The 16,479-nt window shown below is 72.1% G+C and carries 18 protein-coding genes; 14 read left to right on the top strand and 4 right to left on the bottom strand.

Annotation, left to right across the window (positions count from 1 at the left end):
* Positions 1 to 69: 69 nt before the first annotated feature.
* From ACGFYH_RS06465 to ACGFYH_RS06425, 9 genes are all read left to right on the top strand, one after another.
* Complete coding sequence (locus ACGFYH_RS06465; RefSeq protein WP_393802000.1) at positions 70 to 672, top strand: riboflavin synthase; 603 nt, start codon at positions 70 to 72, stop codon at positions 670 to 672.
* Positions 669 to 1,313: a nicotinamide riboside transporter PnuC gene (locus ACGFYH_RS06460; protein WP_393801999.1), complete on the top strand. Its 645-nt coding sequence runs from the start codon at positions 669 to 671 to the stop codon at positions 1,311 to 1,313. The genes ACGFYH_RS06465 and ACGFYH_RS06460 overlap by 4 nt, the downstream gene beginning before the upstream one ends.
* A complete protein-coding gene (locus ACGFYH_RS06455) occupies positions 1,310 to 2,599 on the top strand; it encodes a bifunctional 3,4-dihydroxy-2-butanone-4-phosphate synthase/GTP cyclohydrolase II (protein WP_393801998.1) in 1,290 nt (429 codons plus the stop codon). The genes ACGFYH_RS06460 and ACGFYH_RS06455 overlap by 4 nt, the downstream gene beginning before the upstream one ends.
* A 30-nt stretch (positions 2,600 to 2,629) precedes the next feature.
* Positions 2,630 to 3,115 carry a 6,7-dimethyl-8-ribityllumazine synthase gene (gene ribH / locus ACGFYH_RS06450; protein WP_393801997.1) on the top strand — a complete coding sequence of 162 codons (486 nt, stop codon included), beginning with the start codon at positions 2,630 to 2,632 and terminating at the stop codon, positions 3,113 to 3,115.
* A 33-nt stretch (positions 3,116 to 3,148) separates the two neighbouring features.
* Positions 3,149 to 3,421 (top strand): phosphoribosyl-ATP diphosphatase, encoded by a 273-nt coding sequence (locus ACGFYH_RS06445; RefSeq protein WP_007447430.1) that lies wholly within the window; start codon positions 3,149 to 3,151, stop codon positions 3,419 to 3,421.
* 50 nt (positions 3,422 to 3,471) lie between these two features.
* Positions 3,472 to 4,329, top strand: coding sequence for an ATP phosphoribosyltransferase (gene hisG, locus ACGFYH_RS06440; RefSeq protein WP_393801996.1), 858 nt, complete (start codon positions 3,472 to 3,474; stop codon positions 4,327 to 4,329).
* 26 nt (positions 4,330 to 4,355) lie between these two features.
* Positions 4,356 to 4,814: a PH domain-containing protein gene (locus ACGFYH_RS06435; protein WP_393801995.1), complete on the top strand. Its 459-nt coding sequence runs from the start codon at positions 4,356 to 4,358 to the stop codon at positions 4,812 to 4,814.
* A 204-nt stretch (positions 4,815 to 5,018) separates the two neighbouring features.
* Positions 5,019 to 6,350 carry a hemolysin family protein gene (locus tag ACGFYH_RS06430; protein ID WP_393801994.1) on the top strand — a complete coding sequence of 444 codons (1,332 nt, stop codon included), beginning with the start codon at positions 5,019 to 5,021 and terminating at the stop codon, positions 6,348 to 6,350.
* Complete coding sequence (locus ACGFYH_RS06425) at positions 6,347 to 7,384, top strand: hemolysin family protein (RefSeq protein ID WP_393801993.1); 1,038 nt, start codon at positions 6,347 to 6,349, stop codon at positions 7,382 to 7,384. The genes ACGFYH_RS06430 and ACGFYH_RS06425 overlap by 4 nt, the downstream gene beginning before the upstream one ends.
* Before the next feature lie 97 nt (positions 7,385 to 7,481).
* On the opposite strand, the gene ACGFYH_RS06420 is transcribed toward ACGFYH_RS06425, so the two are convergent.
* Together ACGFYH_RS06420 and ACGFYH_RS06415 are read right to left on the bottom strand one after the other, a co-directional pair.
* Positions 7,482 to 9,338 (bottom strand): AAA family ATPase, encoded by a 1,857-nt coding sequence (locus ACGFYH_RS06420; protein WP_393802298.1) that lies wholly within the window; start codon positions 9,336 to 9,338, stop codon positions 7,482 to 7,484.
* A gap of 429 nt (positions 9,339 to 9,767) precedes the next feature.
* Complete coding sequence (locus ACGFYH_RS06415) at positions 9,768 to 10,337, bottom strand: uridine kinase (protein WP_393801992.1); 570 nt, start codon at positions 10,335 to 10,337, stop codon at positions 9,768 to 9,770.
* A 268-nt stretch (positions 10,338 to 10,605) separates the two neighbouring features.
* Between ACGFYH_RS06415 and ACGFYH_RS06410 the strand changes: the two genes are divergently transcribed.
* From ACGFYH_RS06410 to ACGFYH_RS06395, 4 genes are all read left to right on the top strand, one after another.
* Complete coding sequence (locus ACGFYH_RS06410) at positions 10,606 to 11,994, top strand: peptidase C39 family protein (protein ID WP_393801991.1); 1,389 nt, start codon at positions 10,606 to 10,608, stop codon at positions 11,992 to 11,994.
* Between the two features lie 108 nt (positions 11,995 to 12,102).
* Entirely contained in the window at positions 12,103 to 12,249 is a 147-nt protein-coding gene (locus tag ACGFYH_RS06405; protein ID WP_393801990.1) for an SCO1431 family membrane protein, read from the top strand.
* Positions 12,250 to 12,330: 81 nt separating this feature from the next.
* On the top strand, positions 12,331 to 12,993 hold the full coding sequence (locus tag ACGFYH_RS06400; RefSeq protein WP_393801989.1) for a TetR/AcrR family transcriptional regulator: 663 nt from the start codon (positions 12,331 to 12,333) through the stop codon (positions 12,991 to 12,993).
* A 512-nt stretch (positions 12,994 to 13,505) separates the two neighbouring features.
* A complete protein-coding gene (locus tag ACGFYH_RS06395; protein ID WP_393801988.1) occupies positions 13,506 to 14,681 on the top strand; it encodes an acyl-CoA dehydrogenase family protein in 1,176 nt (391 codons plus the stop codon).
* On the opposite strand, the gene ACGFYH_RS06390 is transcribed toward ACGFYH_RS06395, so the two are convergent.
* Together ACGFYH_RS06390 and ACGFYH_RS06385 are read right to left on the bottom strand one after the other, a co-directional pair.
* Positions 14,644 to 14,961: a hypothetical protein gene (locus ACGFYH_RS06390; protein ID WP_393801987.1), complete on the bottom strand. Its 318-nt coding sequence runs from the start codon at positions 14,959 to 14,961 to the stop codon at positions 14,644 to 14,646. The genes ACGFYH_RS06395 and ACGFYH_RS06390 overlap by 38 nt on opposite strands.
* A gap of 305 nt (positions 14,962 to 15,266) precedes the next feature.
* Positions 15,267 to 15,704 carry a hypothetical protein gene (locus ACGFYH_RS06385; RefSeq protein ID WP_393801986.1) on the bottom strand — a complete coding sequence of 146 codons (438 nt, stop codon included), beginning with the start codon at positions 15,702 to 15,704 and terminating at the stop codon, positions 15,267 to 15,269.
* Between the two features lie 266 nt (positions 15,705 to 15,970).
* Between ACGFYH_RS06385 and ACGFYH_RS06380 the strand changes: the two genes are divergently transcribed.
* Positions 15,971 to 16,411: an Lrp/AsnC family transcriptional regulator gene (locus tag ACGFYH_RS06380; RefSeq protein ID WP_393801985.1), complete on the top strand. Its 441-nt coding sequence runs from the start codon at positions 15,971 to 15,973 to the stop codon at positions 16,409 to 16,411.
* Positions 16,412 to 16,479 lie beyond the last annotated feature (68 nt).

Genomic DNA, 16,479 nt, shown 5'->3' with positions numbered 1-16,479 from the left:
CTCGCTCGCGGTCTCTGTCGTTCCGACAGCCCCGGAGTCCGTGCCCGAAGAGGCAGGAGGACCCGGGAAGTGTTCACCGGAATCGTCGAAGAGCTGGGCGAGATCACCGCCGTCGAGACCCTCGACGACGCCTGTCGCTTCCGTCTGCGCGGCCCCGCGGTCACCGAGGGGGCACGGCACGGCGACTCCGTCGCCGTCAACGGCGTCTGCCTCACGGTCGTCGATCACGAGGGCGACGAGTTCACCGCCGACGTGATGGCCGAGACGCTGAACCGCTCCAGCCTCGGCGTCCTCGCCGTCGGCTCCCGCGTCAACCTGGAGCGCCCCACCGCCGTCGGCGCCCGGCTCGGCGGGCACATCGTGCAGGGGCACGTCGACGGCACCGGCGAGATCCTGGAGCGCAAGCCCTCCGAACACTGGGAGATCGTCAGGATCTCCCTGCCCGCCGACCTCGCCCGCTACGTCGTGGAGAAGGGCTCCATCACCGTCGACGGGATCAGCCTCACCGTCGTCGAGGCGGGCCCCGACTTCTTCACCGTCAGCCTCATCCCCACCACCCTCGCCCTGACCACTCTGGGCATCAAACAGCCCGGCGATCCGGTCAACCTCGAGGTCGACGTCATCGCCAAGTACGTCGAGCGGCTGCTCGGCGCCCAGGGGGGCACCCGGTGAACTGGCTCAACTCCCAGGCGTTCACCCTCTTCGACCAGCACATCAAGTGGTCGGACATGATCGGCAACGTGATCGGTCTGCTCGGCCTCGCGCTCGGCTGGCGGCGCTCGATCTGGACCTGGCCCGTGCAGTTCGTCTCCGGACTCGTCCTCTTCGCGGCCTTCGCCACCGCCCACCTCTCCGGCAGCGCCGGCAAGCAGATCGTCGTCATGGTCGTCGCCACCTGGGGCTTCTGGCAGTGGAACCGCGGCCGGCGGCAGACCCAGGACGGCTCCATCGCCGTACGGTTCGCCACCTGGCGCGAACGCGGCGCGCTGCTCGGCGCCGCCGCCCTCGGCACCCTCGCGGTCGGCGGCCTGTTCACCGCCTTCCCGACCCTGTCCTGGGACCCCTGGCCGGACGCGTACATCTTCGTCGGCACCGTCGTCGCCATGTACGCCCAGGCGCGCGGCATGGTCGAGTTCTGGTTCGCCTGGCTGCTCGTCGACCTGGTCGGCGTCCCGCTGAACTTCGCCAACGGCTTCGCCTTCTCCGGCTTCGTCTACGTCCTCTACGGCGCGCTCGTCCTGTGGGGCCTGCGCGACTGGTGGCTGCGCTCGCGCGACGCGGCACGGCCCGTCCCGGAAGGAGCGCCCGCATGAGCACGGCACCCGTCCTCTACAGCCCCGACGGAATCGACGACCTTTCCCTCGACCCCGTCGGACAGGCCGTCGCCGACATCGCGGCCGGCCGCCCGGTCGTGGTCGTCGACGACGAGAACCGCGAGAACGAGGGCGACCTCGTCATCGCCGCCGAGAAGGCGACCGAGGAGATCGTCGCCTTCATGATGAGCGAGTGCCGCGGCCTGATCTGTGCCCCCATGGAAGGCGAGGAACTGGACCGGCTCCGGCTCCCGCAGATGGTCGACGACAACACCGAGTCGATGAAGACGGCCTTCACCGTCTCCGTGGACGCCACCGCCGCGCACGGCGTCAGCACCGGCATCTCCGCCCCGGACCGCGCCACCACCCTCCGGCTCCTGGCGAGCGGCACCGCCGAGCCCACCGACCTGGTCCGCCCCGGGCACGTCTTCCCCCTGCGGGCCCGCTCCGGCGGCGTGCTCGTCCGCGACGGCCACACCGAGGCCGCCGTCGACCTGGCCCGCCTCGCGGGGCTGCGCCCGGCCGGTGCCATCGTGGAGATCGCCGGCGAGGACGGGCGCATGCTGCGGCTGCCCGAACTGATCCCGTTCGCCCGCAAGCACGGCCTGACGATCATCTCCATCGAGGACCTCATCGCCTACCGGCGCAGCGAGGAGCCCACCGTCCGCCGCGAGGCCGAGGTCCGACTGCCCACCAGGCACGGCGAGTTCACGGCGTACGGCTACCGCTCCACGGTCGACGGCGTCGAGCACATCGCCCTCGTCCACGGCGACATCGGCGACGGCGCCGACGTCGTCGTCCGCATCCACTCCGAGTGCCTCACCGGCGACGTCTTCGGCTCCCAGCGCTGCGACTGCGGCCCCCAGTTGGACGCCTCCCTGGACCGCATCCAGGCCGAGGGCCGGGGCGTGGTGGTCTACCTGCGCGGCCACGAGGGGCGCGGCATCGGCCTGATGTCCAAGCTGCGTGCCTACGAACTCCAGGAGCGCGGCCGGGACACCCTCGACGCCAACCTGGAACTCGGCCTGCCCGCCGACGCCCGCGACTACGGCGCCGGCGCCCAGATCCTCGCCGACCTCGGCGTCCGTACCGTGCGCCTCATGACCAACAACCCGGCCAAGAGCGACGCCCTGGTCCGGCACGGCATCGAGGTCACCGGCCGCGAGCCGATGCCCGTCCAGGCCGGCGAGCACAACCTCCGCTACCTGCGCACCAAGCGGGACCGGATGGGACACGACCTGCCCTGGCTGGACACGACCCCCGTGTCCACCTGCGGCAACCAGTAAGCGCGGCAAGCAAGGGATTCAAGGAGACACGTGAGCGGCAAGGGTGCACCGGAGCTGTCCGTACGCAACGTGGGTGACCTGCGGGTCGCCGTCGTGGCGGCACAGTGGCACGACAAGGTGATGGACGGACTGGTGGACGGCGCCCTGCGCGCCCTGCACGACCTGGGGATCGACGAGCCGACCCTGCTCCGGGTCCCCGGCAGCTTCGAGCTCCCGGTGGTCGCCAAGGTCCTCGCGGGCCGCGGCTACGACGCCGTCGTCGCCCTCGGCGTCGTCATCCGCGGCGGCACCCCGCACTTCGACTACGTGTGCCAGGGCGTGACCCAGGGCCTGGTCCAGGTCTCCGTCGAGACCGGCGTCCCCGTCGGCTTCGGCGTCCTCACCTGCGACACCGAGGAGCAGGCCCTGGACCGGGCCGGCATCGAGGGTTCCAGCGAGGACAAGGGGCACGAGGCGGTGACCGCGGCCGTCGCCACGGCGGCCACGCTCCGCTCAGTATCCGAACCGTGGCGCTAGCCCGTCCGGCACACGCGTAAAGTGGGGCCCACCATGTCCAAGAAGACGTTCGAGGAGCTGTTCACCGAGCTCCAGCACAAGGCAGCCAACGGCGACCCCGCCACCTCCCGCACCGCCGAACTGGTCGACAAGGGCGTCCACGCCATCGGCAAGAAGGTCGTCGAGGAGGCCGCGGAGGTCTGGATGGCCGCCGAGCACGAGGGCAAGGACGCCGCCGCCGAGGAGATCTCGCAGCTGCTGTACCACGTCCAGGTGATGATGGTCGCCCGCGGTATCTCCCTGGACGACGTCTACGCCCACCTGTAGGCCCCGTTCTCCCCTTCCACCCACCCCCGCACACAAAGGAAGCCGACCTCATGCTGCGCATCGCCGTCCCCAACAAGGGTTCCCTGTCAGGCCCCGCGGGGGAGATGCTGCACGAGGCCGGCTACCAGCAGCGCCGCGAGGCCAAGGAACTGCGGATCGTCGACCCGACCAACGAGGTCGAGTTCTTCTACCTCCGCCCCCGCGACATCGCGATCTACGTCTCCTCCGGCAAGCTCGACATCGGCATCACCGGCCGCGACCTGCTGGTCGACTCCGGCGCCGACGCCGAGGAGATCCTGCCGCTCGGCTTCGCCCGCTCGACCTTCCGCTTCGCCGGCAAGCCGGGCACCGCGAACGGCGTCACGGACCTCAAGGGCCGGACCGTCGCCACCTCCTACGAGGGCATCGTCGCCGCCCACCTGGCCGAGCGGGGCGTCGACGCCTCCGTCGTCCACCTGGACGGCGCCGTCGAGACCGCCATCGAACTGGGCGTCGCCGAGGTCATCGCGGACGTCGTCGAGACCGGTACCTCCCTGCGCAACGCGGGCCTGGAGGTCTTCGGCGAGCCCATCATGAAGTCCGAGGCCATCGTGATCCGCCGCTCGGGCGCGGAGCCCGACGAGACCACCGAGCCCAAGGTCCAGCAGTTCCTGCGCCGCCTCCAGGGCGTCCTGGTGGCCCGGACGTACGTGATGATGGACTACGACTGCCGGGTGGAGCAGCTGGAGAAGGCCGTCGCCCTCACCCCCGGCCTGGAGTCCCCGACCGTGTCCCCGCTGCACAACGAGGGCTGGGTCGCCGTCCGCGCGATGGTCCCGGCCAAGGAGGCCCAGCGGATCATGGACGATCTGTACGAGATCGGTGCCCGGGCGATCCTGACCACGGCCATCCACGCCTGCCGGCTCTGACCCGCCCGCCGCCCCGGAGCAATGCCATGCCCGACACCACGCCGGACCTGCCCGTCACCTTCCGTCCGGGCCGCACCCGTGCCGTCCTGATCGTCCTCGCGCTCGTCGCCTTCGCGACCGTCACGGCGGTCGGGATGCTGCTGGGCGGCCTCGGCCCCGGGGAGCGCCTCAGCTTCGTGCTGACGGCCCTCCTCCTGGCCGGCGTACTGCTCATGCTGGCCCGGCCCCGGATCGTCGCCGACGAGGCGGGCGTCACCGTGGTCAACCTGACCACCCGGCGCCGCCTCGTGTGGCCCGAGATCCTCCGGGTCAACCTCCGCCAGGGCGACCCCTGGGTCTTCCTCGACCTCAGCGACGGCACCAGCCTGCCCGCGCTCGGCATCCAGCCGGGCATCGCCAGGCAGCGCGCCCTCGCCGACGCACGCGCCCTGCGAGACCTCGTGGAGGCCCGTTCCCACGCCCTCCCCGAGACTCCGTGTGACTGACGCGGGGCCGCCGCCCCTGCCGCGGGGGCCCTTTTCGTGATTAATCTGGGAACGAGGACGCGGCCGTCGCGTCCGCACCCCTGCCGCTCCGCCCGGTGCGCGGGGGTTCCTGCTACCCGAGGAGTGACTCCCTCCGGCGATGGACGGACCGTCCTGCAGTACCTGCGCCGCCCTCTGCTGTGACACCCCACAGGCGGCGGCATCATGACCACCCCCCTGCTGCTCCTGGCAGCCGCGTTCCTGCTGATCCTCGCCAACGGCTTCTTCGTCGCGGCGGAGTTCGGCCTGGTGACCGTCGAACGGCCGGACGCCGAGCAGGCCGCCGCGGCCGGCGACCGGCGCGCCCGCCGGGTCGTCGAGTCCCTCAAGGAGCTGTCCTTCCAGCTCTCCGGCACCCAGCTCGGGATCACCATCACCTCCCTCGTCGTCGGCATGCTCGCCGAACCGGCGCTCGCCCGACTGCTGGACGGACCCTTCACGGCGATCGGCGTCCCCGACGGCGCCGTGAACGGCGTGTCGGTCGTCGTCGGCATGCTGCTGGCCTCGGCGGTGCAGATGGTGATCGGCGAGCTGGTGCCCAAGAACTGGGCGGTGTCGAAACCGCTCCAGGTCGCGCGCTTCGTCGCCGGCCCGCAGCACGCCTTCGCCCGGCTCTTCCACCCGGTGATCGCCGTGCTCAACACCGTGGCCAACCGCCTGGTCCGCGCGCTCGGCATCGAACCCGCCGAAGAACTGGCCTCCGCCCGCACCCCCGGCGAACTGGTCTCCCTGGCCCGGCACTCGGCCCGGGCCGGCGCCCTGGAGCAGGACACCGCCGACCTCTTCGTGCGGACCCTGTCGCTCGGCGACCTGACCGCCCAGCACGTCATGACCCCGCGTGTGAAGGTCAGCGCCCTGCACTCCTCGGCCACCGCCGAGGACGTCGTCAACCTGACCCGCGCCACCGGTCTGTCCCGCTTCCCCGTCTACCGGGAGAAGATCGACGAGATCGTCGGCATGGTCCACCTCAAGGACGCCCTCGCGGTGCCCGTGCACGACCGGCTGCGCACCCCCGCCGGCCGGATCGCCCGCCCGGCGCTGCTCGTCCCCGAGACCCTGCCCGTACGGCCGCTGCTCACCCGCCTGCGCAGCGAGCAGCCCATCGCGGTCGTGGTCGACGAGTACGGCGGCACGGCCGGCGTCGTCACCCTGGAGGACATCGTCGAGGAGATCGTCGGTGAGGTCCGGGACGAGCACGACGGCCTCGACGTGCCCGAACTCGCCCCCGCTCCGCCCGAGGACGGCCGCCCGGCCTGGGACGTCGACGGCAGTTGCCGCGTCGACGCACTGCGACGCGTGGGTCTGGAGGCGCCCGAGGGCCCGTACGAGACGGTGGCCGGTCTCGTCGCCGACCTGCTCGGCCGTATCCCGGCCGTCGGCGACCGCGCGGAACTGCCCGGCTGGCGGCTCTCGGTCCGCCAGGTCGGCCACTACCGCGCCGAGCGGATACGCCTGGTGCGCACCGCGCAGGTGTCCGTACTGGAGGCCGCCCGATGAGCGTCCTGCAACTCCTCCTCGCCGCGCTGCTCGTGCTCGCCAACGGCTTCTTCGTCTGCGCCGAGTTCGCGCTCGTCTCCGTGCGCCGCAGCCAGATCGAACCGCTCGGCACCGCCCGCGCCCGGCAGGTGCTGTACGGCCTGGAGCGGCTGCCGCAGATGATGGCCGCCGCCCAGTTCGGCATCACCGTCTGCTCTTTGACCCTCGGTGCCGTCGCCGAACCGACCGTCGCGCAACTGCTGGAGCCGGTCTTCGAGTGGTTCCACCTGCCGCACGGGGTGATCCACCCGCTCGGCTACGTCATCGCGCTGGCCGCCGTGGTCTTCTGCCACCTCGTCATCGGCGAGATGGTCCCGAAGAACCTGGCGATGGCCGCCCCCGAGAAGGCCGCGCTGTGGCTCAGCCCCGGCCTGGTCGCCTTCGCCCGCCTGTGCAGGCCGATCACCATCGCGCTCGGCGCCTGCGCGCAGGGCATCCTGCGGATCTTCCACGTCGAGCCCAAGGACGCGGTCGAGGCCGTCTTCACCAGCGAGCAGCTCAACCGGCTGGTGGAGGACGCCGGTCAGGCCGGCCTGCTAGACCCGGAGGAACAGGAACGCCTCGAGGACGCCCTGGAACTGGGCTCCCGACCGGTGACGGACGTACTCCTGGGACGGGAGTCCCTGGTGACGGTCAGCCCCTCGGTCACCCCGGGGGAGATCGTCGCGCTCACCGCCCGCACCGGCTACTCGCGCTTCCCGATCGCGGCGGAGCAGGGTGCCTTCATGGGATACCTGCACGTCAAGGACGTCCTCGACCTGGAGGAGTCCGACCGCGCCGTCCCACAGCACCTGTGGCGCCCGATGACGACCCTGCGCCCCGAACTCCCCCTGGACGACGCCCTCACGGTCATGCGCCGCGCGGCAACCCACCTGGCCCAGGTCGCGGACGCGTCCGGGAAGGTGCTGGGCCTGGTCGCCCTGGAGGATGTACTGGAACTACTGGTCGGCGAGGTCCGGGACCCGGCCCACCGCGAGGTGACCCTGGCGACCTAGCCACGCGCCACGGGCGGGGTGCCTCCACCGAGGGGGAGGCACCCCGCAGCGCCGGGCACGGGTGCGGCCGCTCCCGGTCCGCACCCGTGCCCGGCGCCTACAGAGCCGACGGGTCCCCCGGCCCCCGACCCGACAGCACCTCCCCGTACGCCTGCATCAGATCCGGCAGCCGCAACGTCGCCAGATCGTCCCGGGTCAGTCCGCCGGGACAGACGGACAACCGCAGGTCCCGGTACGCACAGCTCTTCTCGTAGAGCGTCCGCAGAAACCGCCCGTTCCCCAACTCGTCGATCCATCCCTGGTCCACCACGTGCCCGGCGATCGACCGCAGCTCGTCCAGCGCCTCCTCGTCCCACACGTCCCCGTTCTCCGCCGCGAGCACCTCCCCGATCGAGGTCAGCTCCAGCGGCCGGTACGACGGGAAGTCCACCCGGGTGGTGAAGCGCGAGGACAGCCCGGGGTTGGCGCTCAGCAGCCGGTCCATGCCCTCCGGGTAGCCGGCCAGGATCACCACCAGGTGGTCGCGGTTGTCCTCGGCCCGCTTCAGCAGTACCTGGAGCGCCTCGTCGCCGTACGCGTCGCCCTTGCCGTAACCGGAGTTGGACAGGGAGTACGCCTCGTCGACGAAGAGGACCCCGCCGAGCGCGGAGTCGATCAGCTCGTTCGCCTTCACCGCGGTCTGGCCCAGATACTCGCCGACCAGATCGGCCCGCTGGGCCTCGACCAGATGGTCGCCGCCGAGCAGGCCGAGGGCGTAGAAGACGCGGCCCAGGATGCGGGCCACGGTGGTCTTGCCGGTGCCGGAGGGACCGGAGAAGACGAAGTGACGTTTGGGCGGCTGGACGGGCAGGCCCTGCCCGGCCCGCAGCCGCGCCATGTTCAGCTGCGCGGACAAGGCCTTGACCTGACGCTTCACCGGCTCCAGACCCACCATCCGCTCCAGCTCGGCGAGCGCCTCCTCCAATAACCCGGGGTCGGTGGGCCCGCTGGGCAGGGACGGGTCCGGGCCGCCCGCCTTCTCGCGCACCGAGGGCCCGCCGAGCGGGGGCAGCGGGACGGACGGCGGGGACCCCGGGGCGGAGAGCTTGAGATCGCGTTCCTCGGTGCCGAAGAGGGGGTCGAGCCCGTCCAGGCCGTCCGTTCCCGCACCGGCCTGCGCGAGCCCCGCGAGGTCGGTGGAGTCGTCGTAGCCGTCGCCCTCGGCGATCGCGGCCAGCCGGGCCGAGGTGTCCATGAAGGCGGGGTCGACGCGGTGCACCGCCCGGTACAGCGGGAGTGCGGCGGCGCTGCGGCCGGTGCCCTCGTGGGCCCGCGCCAGCCAGTAGCGCAGTTCCTTGCGCTGCGGCTGCTCACTGCGGCACCGCATGAGGGCCGCCGACAGCAGCGGCTCGGCCTGTCCGTACATCTCCAGGCGGACCCGGGCCATGCCGCTGAACAGGCCGGCCTCGATGCCCAGCAGAGGATCGCCCAGCAGCGGGTCGGTGTGCCGGACGAGCTGCTCCCAGTCCTTGACGAGATAGGCGCGGCAGGCGTGCAGGAAGCGGACCTGGGGGTCGGAGTCGACGGGCGGCAGCCCGGCCAGGGCCCGGTCCAGCTCCGGGACGTGCCGGCCGTCCAGCCAGTGCGAGGCGTGCGCCAGCAGCAGGTCGCGGGGGTTCTCCAGCACGGGCTGCACCCACCAGCCCAGCCAGTACCAGGAGTTGAGCGTCCGGCGATGGCGGCCCCGTTGCTCGCCGAAGCGGTCGCGGTTGCGGAACATGCGCAGCAGCGCGTTCGTCGTGTCCACCCGCAGAGCGTGCAGTCCCAGCCAGCCGTCGGCCATCGTGGGATCGATGCGCACCGCTGCCCGGAACTCCTCCTCCGCCTGCGGATAGGCCCCCATGGTGTAGGCGTCCACGCCGCGCAGCCAGGCGAGTTCGGCCGGGGCCTGTGGGCCCTGCGCGCCGAAGTCCATCACGTCCCCCACCTACCGTGCCCCCGTCGGTAAGCCGCCGAGCCGTCGCCCGCCGGCCGTCTCGGTCAACGGCTCTACCGCGGACCGGAGTTGCAGGTGCGCGCGGCAATCTCCCGTAGGTCGCACCGAGGGCATCGTACCCGCGGTGGTCTTTCCTCCGAAGGGTGCGGGAAGGGCCGTTCCGCGAGGTGGGAGCGGCAGGGGCGCACGACCGGACGGTGACCGAGGGTGATCGTGCGGCGCCGCAAAGCAGCCGCAGAAGGTGCTCAGGGCAGAACGAAGCCCCCGATCACGGGGGAACAACCGGGGGCTTCGCGTCTGCCGGCGGCTTCGAACTGCCGCACATCCAGAACGTAAGACCTGTACGACCTCTGGGTCAAGCGCAGTTGGGGCACGTCGGCGGGTTACCGGGCCGCGATCTTCACGACTTCAGCACATTGCGGAGGGCCCGTCACCCTGCGTGAGGAAGTGGGCCTCGTGGAGGGACCCCTTGGGCCCCGGCAGCACCTCGTACCCCTGTTCGCGCTGTCGCACCAGAAGGTGCGCGAAGGGGCGCGAGGGGTCCTCGGCGAAGTGCCGGCGCTCGGCCGGGATCCATCCGTCCCAGAACGTCTGCTGTTCCGCTCCGTCGCGCGCCCGCCCGCGCGCCCAGGCCTGCTCCCGGGGCAGTTCCATCCAGAGCAGCGCGGCCAGGTGCGGCCGCAGCGCCTCGCGGCCCGCGCCGACGCCCTCGACCAGGATCACCGGAGCGGGCGGCAGCGGGCGCGGCGCTCCGAAACGCCGGGTCCGCCAGTCGTAGGGGGCGTAGTGCGCGGTGTCCCCGCGCCGCAGGGGCTCGATCACCTGACCGAGCAGTCGCGCGGTCCAGTCGAAGAGCGCGTCATGGCTGGCGACGTCGTCGAGGTGCAGCACCGGCGCACCGCCCAGTTCGGCCGCCAGCCGTCCGGAGAACGTGGACTTACCGGACCCGGCGTACCCGTCGACGCCGACCAGACGCACGGGCCCGCAGGAGGGGGGAAGCCGGCGGAGCCGGGCTGCGAGGTCGAGGATGGCGGATCCTGTACGGCGGGAGGGGCGGACGAGGTGCGCTTCGCACTCTAACCGGACCCGTCCCCCGCGGCACCGCCCCTGGCGTGCCACTGGTCGACACCAATATTGGTGGCGCGGCGTGCCCGGAAGTGCTGGCAGGAGCGGACGCGTGCGGCCATAGTTGGCGCACGACCGTGCAACGGACCGCCCGTCCCGGACACCTGGGGGTCTCCCGCCCATGAGCAGAGTCGAACAGCCGTCCCGCAGAGCCGTCCTGGCCGCGGCCGTGGCCGCGGCTGCCACGGCGGGCGGCGCGTTCCCGGCCGCCGCCGCAGCCGCGCCCGGCGCGGACACCGGTGGCGGCGCCGCGGACACCGGCCGTGCCACCGCCCGGCCGGCCGACTACCGCGCCTGGACCACCTTCGGCGACTGGCGGCGCGGGACCGTGCGGGGGGCCCGCCCCGTCGCGGGTGCCCGCCCCGGCGTCGTGATCGGTGCCCCGGCAGGCACCACCGACTACACGGACCCGCACACCGGCACCACCGCCGCCTGGGAGTACGCGACCTGGACCTCGCCCGTCCACCGGCTCGCCGTGCCCTCGACGGAGGTCATCGCCTCCTGGAACGCGCACACCCCGAGCGGCACCTGGATCCAGGTCGAGCTGGAGGGCACCTATTCGGACGGCACGGACACGCCCTGGTACGTGATGGGCCGCTGGACGGCCGGTGACGGTGAGCGGGACATCCGGCGCACCTCGGTCGACGACCAGGGCGACGGCAGGAGCAGCATCTGGACCGACACCTTCTCGATCGACGACGCCTCCACCGGTCTGCGCCTGGCCTCCTACCGGCTCCGGCTCACCCTTTACCGCCGGCCCGGCACGCGCGCCACGCCCACCGTCTGGCGGCTCGGCGCGATGGGCTCCGACATCCCGGACCGCTTCACCGTGCCGGCCTCGACTCCGCGCCACGCCGGGGAACTGCGTGTCCCGCGCTACTCGCAGGAGATCCACAAGGGCCAGTACCCCGAGTACGACAACGGCGGCGAGGCCTGGTGCAGCCCCACCTCCTCGCAGATGATCATCGAGTACTGGGGCGGCCGCCTCACCGAGGAGCAGCTCGCCTGGGTCGACCCCTCCTACACCGATCCGCAGGTCTGCCACGCCGCCCGGTACACGTACGACCACCAGTACGCCGGCTGCGGCAACTGGCCCTTCAACGCCGCCTACGCCGCCACGTTCGAGGGTCTCCAGGGTGTGGTCACCCGCCTCGGCTCCCTCAACGACCTGGAGACGCTGATCGCCGCCGGCATCCCGGCCATAACGTCCCAGTCCTTCCTGGAGAAGGAGCTGACCGGGGCGGGGTACGGCACCTCGGGCCACCTGATGACCGTGATCGGCTTCACCGCCGCCGGGGACGTGATCGCCAACGACCCCGCCTCGGACGACGACGGCGCCGTGCGCCGCGTCTACCAGCGGCGCGAATGGGAGAACATCTGGCTCAGGACGAAGCGGTACAACGCCAGTGGCAAGGTCGTCTCCGGAACCGGCGGTGTCTGCTACCTGTACTTCCCCGCCCGCCCCGGTCCGAGTCAGCGCAAGGCGCTCGCGGCGGTGGGGGTGCGCTGACCGGCCGGGCTGTGACCAAGCTCTCGGCCGCGGAGGCCGCTCACGGTGGGAGGGTGGACAGCGTCACGGGGGGCCACCGAAGCAGAAGCCAGAGATCGGCGAGACGCCATGACCACACACACCACGACGGCCACCGCCCCCCGCGCCCGTACGGGCGGCCCCGAGGACAACGGCCCGGAGATCCTCGAGCACGTCATGGGCTGGACCCTCGTCGTGGTGGTCGCGATGCTCGTGGTGCAACTGGGCCTTCTGTGACATGACCCGGCGTGACCCGCCCCACGACCCGACCTGCCATACTGCGGATGTCCCGCCGCCCGTAGGAGACCAGGGTCGAAGTTGAATATCAGTCAACAAGGTGCCGACGCCCGTCCCCGGGCGCGCGGCACCGAGCGCTCGCTGGCACGCCGCGCCGAACTCATCGCCATCGGGCGGAGGTTGTTCGCCGACACGTCGTACGACGCGCTCTCGATGGACGACATCGCCCGCCAGGCGCATGTCGCCAAGGGGCTGATCTACTACTACTTCCAGTCCAAGCGGGGCTACTACCTGGCGATCATCCAGGACTCCGTCGCCGGCCTGGTGACCACCGCGGCACGCGGCACCGAACTGCCGCAGGTGGACCGGGTCCACCGCTCCATCGACGGGTATCTGCGCTACGCCGAGCACAACCAGGCCGCGTACCGCACGATCGTCAGCGGCGGAGTCGGCTTCGACGCCGAGGTGCATGCCATCAGGGACGGCGTGCGCGAGGCCATCGTCGCCACCATCTCCGAGGGGGCGTACGGCCGCTCCGACATCGGATCGCTGGCCCGCATGGGTCTGCTGGCCTGGGTGTGCAGTGTCGAGGGCGCCACCCTCGACTGGATCGGCCGCCCCGAACTGTCCCGCGAGACCATGCGCGAGCTGCTCGTGAAGTCGCTCGGCGGCACCCTGCGCGCCATCGAGGAGCTGGACCCCGCCTACCCTGCCCCCGCCCCCGCACGCCGGGGCGACGCCTGACGAAGGGGGCGGGAGCCCGAGCCGGACCCGCCCCCTCCGCACCGTGCGGCGCCGCGGCCGTGCCGGTGCCGGCCGGCGGACCGGCGCCGAGGGCGACGGAACACAGGGCGGCGAAGAGTGCCCGGGTGGGGCGGACGCGGGGGAAGCGCGGGACGTGCGCCAGGTGTCTCCTCGGGGGGAAGGGGGAGCGCGCCGATTGGCATGAACGCGGTCACGCGTTCGATGCGTCACCGTAGGAGGACTAGACCAGTGTGGGTCAATGGTTCGGACCATCTTCGGGTCCGGTAGCCGGAATCCGGCCCTTCGGGACCCGTCCGGGATTTCTTTCAGTAAGCGGTCGTTAACTGGTGACTCCATGCCTCCGATCGGGCATACTCACAGCGCACAGCCGCTGGTCAGCCGCTTCCGCGACCCGGGAGTGCGAGCATCGGCCAGGCCGAACGACCCGGCGGAGCCGCCTCCACCCAAGGCGCACGTCCGCCGATGTGCCCGACAGGGAGGAGAGCGTCGCCATGCCCGACCGCGCCCCGCAGCCGGTGGACCGGCAACTGCCCACGGACGAGGCACGGGACCTGGTCTCGCTCGTCCGCGACATCGCGCAACGCGAGATCACCCCGAGCGCGGCCGAGGAGGAGGACGCCGGACGCTTCCCGCGCGAGGTCTTCACCCTCCTCTCCGGCTCCGGCCTGCTCGGACTGCCCTACGATGCCGAGTTCGGCGGAGGTGAGCAGCCGTACGAGGTCTACCTCCAGGTCCTGGAGGAGCTTGCCACGGCCCGGCTCACCGTCGGCCTCGGCGTCAGCGTGCACACGCTCGCCTCCTACGCGCTGGCCTCCTACGGCACCAAGGAGCAGCAGGCCGAACACCTGCCCGCGATGCTCGGTGGAGGCCTGCTCGGCGCCTACTGCCTCTCCGAACCCGGCTCCGGCTCGGACGCCGCCTCGCTGCGCACCAAGGCCGTGCGCGAGAGCGGGGGAGACTGGGTGATCACCGGCACCAAGGCGTGGATCACGCACGGCGGCATCGCCGACTTCTACACCGTCATGGCGCGCACCGGGGAGGACGGGCCGCGCGGCATCACCGCCTTCCTGGTACCCGGCGACGCCGAGGGGCTGAGTGCCGCGGTGCCGGAGAAGAAGATGGGGCTCAAGGGCTCGCCCACCGCGCAGATCCACCTCGACGGCGTGCGGGTCCCCGACGCCCGCCGCCTCGGGGACGAGGGGCAGGGCTTCACGATCGCCCTGTCCGCGCTCGAATCCGGGCGGCTCGGCATCGCCGCCTGTGCGATCGGCGTGGCCCAGGCGGCGCTGGACGAGGCGGTGTCCTACGCGGCGGAGCGGCGGCAGTTCGGCAAGCCGATCGCCGACTTCCAGGGCCTTCGCTTCATGCTCGCCGACATGGCGACCCAGATCGAGGCAGGCCGTGCGCTGTACCTGACGGCGGCGCGACTGCGTGACGCCGGAGTGCCGTTCGCCAAGCAGGCCGCCATGGCCAAGCTGCACTGCACCGACACGGCGATGCGGGTCACCACCGACGCCGTGCAGATCCTCGGCGGGTACGGCTACACCGCCGACTTCCCGGCCGAGCGGTACATGCGCGAGGCCAAGGTGCTGCAGATCGTCGAGGGCACCAACCAGATCCAGCGGATGGTCATCGCCCGTCACCTCGCGGGTCCCGGGGGGCGGTGAAGTCGGGGGTGACGCGGAAGTCGCCGGTGACGCGGAAGTCGCCGGTGGCGAAGGAGTCGCCCGTGGCGAAGAAGTCACCGAGCCCGCGCGGGGGTTCAGCGAGCCTGACCCACTCCGGGTCGTGGCGCCCCGGCAGGGTGCGGCCGCCGTCGGCCCAGGTCCGCATCAGCTCACGGTAGATCGGCGGGTCCGGGATCTGCGGGGCCGGGGGAACCGGTCCCGCGGGCACCGGTACGAACACGCGGGGCCGACTCTCGGCCGCCGAGTACGTGGGGGTCATACCCGGGCAACGCGGCGAAGTGCGGACAGGTCACCGGCGAAGGCAATCGGGCGTGAGTTCGTGGGCGTCCGCGGCCGAGCCCCGGTTGCCGGACGTGGCCCGATGTCCGGCCGGCCCGGCCACCGGGCCCGGTCGGTTCATCCGCGCGGCCCGCACCGGCACGGAGCACACCGCCCCGCGCCACACCGCCCTGCGCCACACCGCCCTGCGCCACACCGCCCCGCGCCACGGCGGCCTGCGAGTCGTGGCGCGGGGCTGTCGACGGGACGGAGCGCGTGGCGTCCCCGAAGGGGCGCCCGGGTGCCTCAGGCCGCCTGGCGCCGCATCGTCGGCACCCGCATCGGGCGCGAGCCCGGACCGCCGACGTGGGAGAAGGGCTGGGTCCGCCAGTCGAGACCCTGGGGGAGCGTGAGGAGCAGGGCGGTGTCCTGCTCGTGGGGCCGGAACGACTCGTCCGCAGGGCTCGCCTCGGTGGCCCGGCGGCCGGTACCGGCGCAGACCGTGAGCCCGAACGGGTCCCACGGCGAGGCGCACAGCGCGTGCTCAGGCAGCACCGCCTCGTCCGCCAGCAGGGCGATGGGCTGCGCGCAGTCCGGGCAGATCACCCGGTACATCTCGAAGGTGTCGTAGGTGTCGAGTTCCTCGTCGCCGAAGGCGTCGGGTTCGACGCACTCCGGTGCGGGCTCGACGACCGGCTGCTGCCGCTTGGGCGTGGTACGTCCAGGGCGCTTCAGACTCTGCATGGGATTCTCCCCCTCGGGCTGGGCCGTGACGGCACTGCGGCCTCGACCACAGCAAGCACTTCCCGTCGCCCCTACGGGGTAATCACGAGAACATCACGGAGACCGTTCAAGGGGTGTGGTCTTCGTCACACGCTGCTCGCGGGCGCCCTGTGCGGCGGGTTTGTCCCCACTCGGCCGCCGCCCGGCGCCCGGCACGTCACGAACCGGGCATGACCCGGACTGCTCGGGTATCCGAGGAGATCAACCGCACTGTAGGTTCTTGCGCCATGGAGGAGCTGGACCGACAGATCGTGCAGCTGCTCGTCAAGGACGGGCGGATGAGCTACACAGACCTGGGCAAGGCCACGGGCCTGTCCACGTCGGCCGTGCACCAGCGGGTGCGGCGGCTGGAACAGCGTGGTGTCATCCGCGGTTACGCCGCGGTCGTCGACCCGGAGGCCGTCGGGCTGCCGATGACCGCCTTCATCTCGGTGAAACCCTTCGACCCCAGCGCCCCCGACGACATCGCGGACCGCCTCGCCGGCGCCCCCGAGATCGAGGCCTGCCACAGTGTCGCGGGCGACGAGAACTACATTCTCAAGGTCCGGGTGTCCACCCCGCACGAGCTGGAGGAACTCCTCGCGCGAGTCCGCTCCCTCGCCGGTGTCTCCACCCGCACCACCGTGGTCCTGTCCACCCCCTACGAGGCCCGGCCGCCGCGGATCTGACGGGCGCCCGTCCGGAAAGCGCCGGGCACGGACGACCGCCCGGCCGCCCCGACCGCCGGACGGCCTTC

Source organism: Streptomyces sp. NPDC048392 (genome assembly GCF_043200575.1).
Lineage (GTDB): Bacteria > Actinomycetota > Actinomycetes > Streptomycetales > Streptomycetaceae > Streptomyces.
This window is presented reverse-complemented; position numbering and strand designations above follow the sequence as displayed.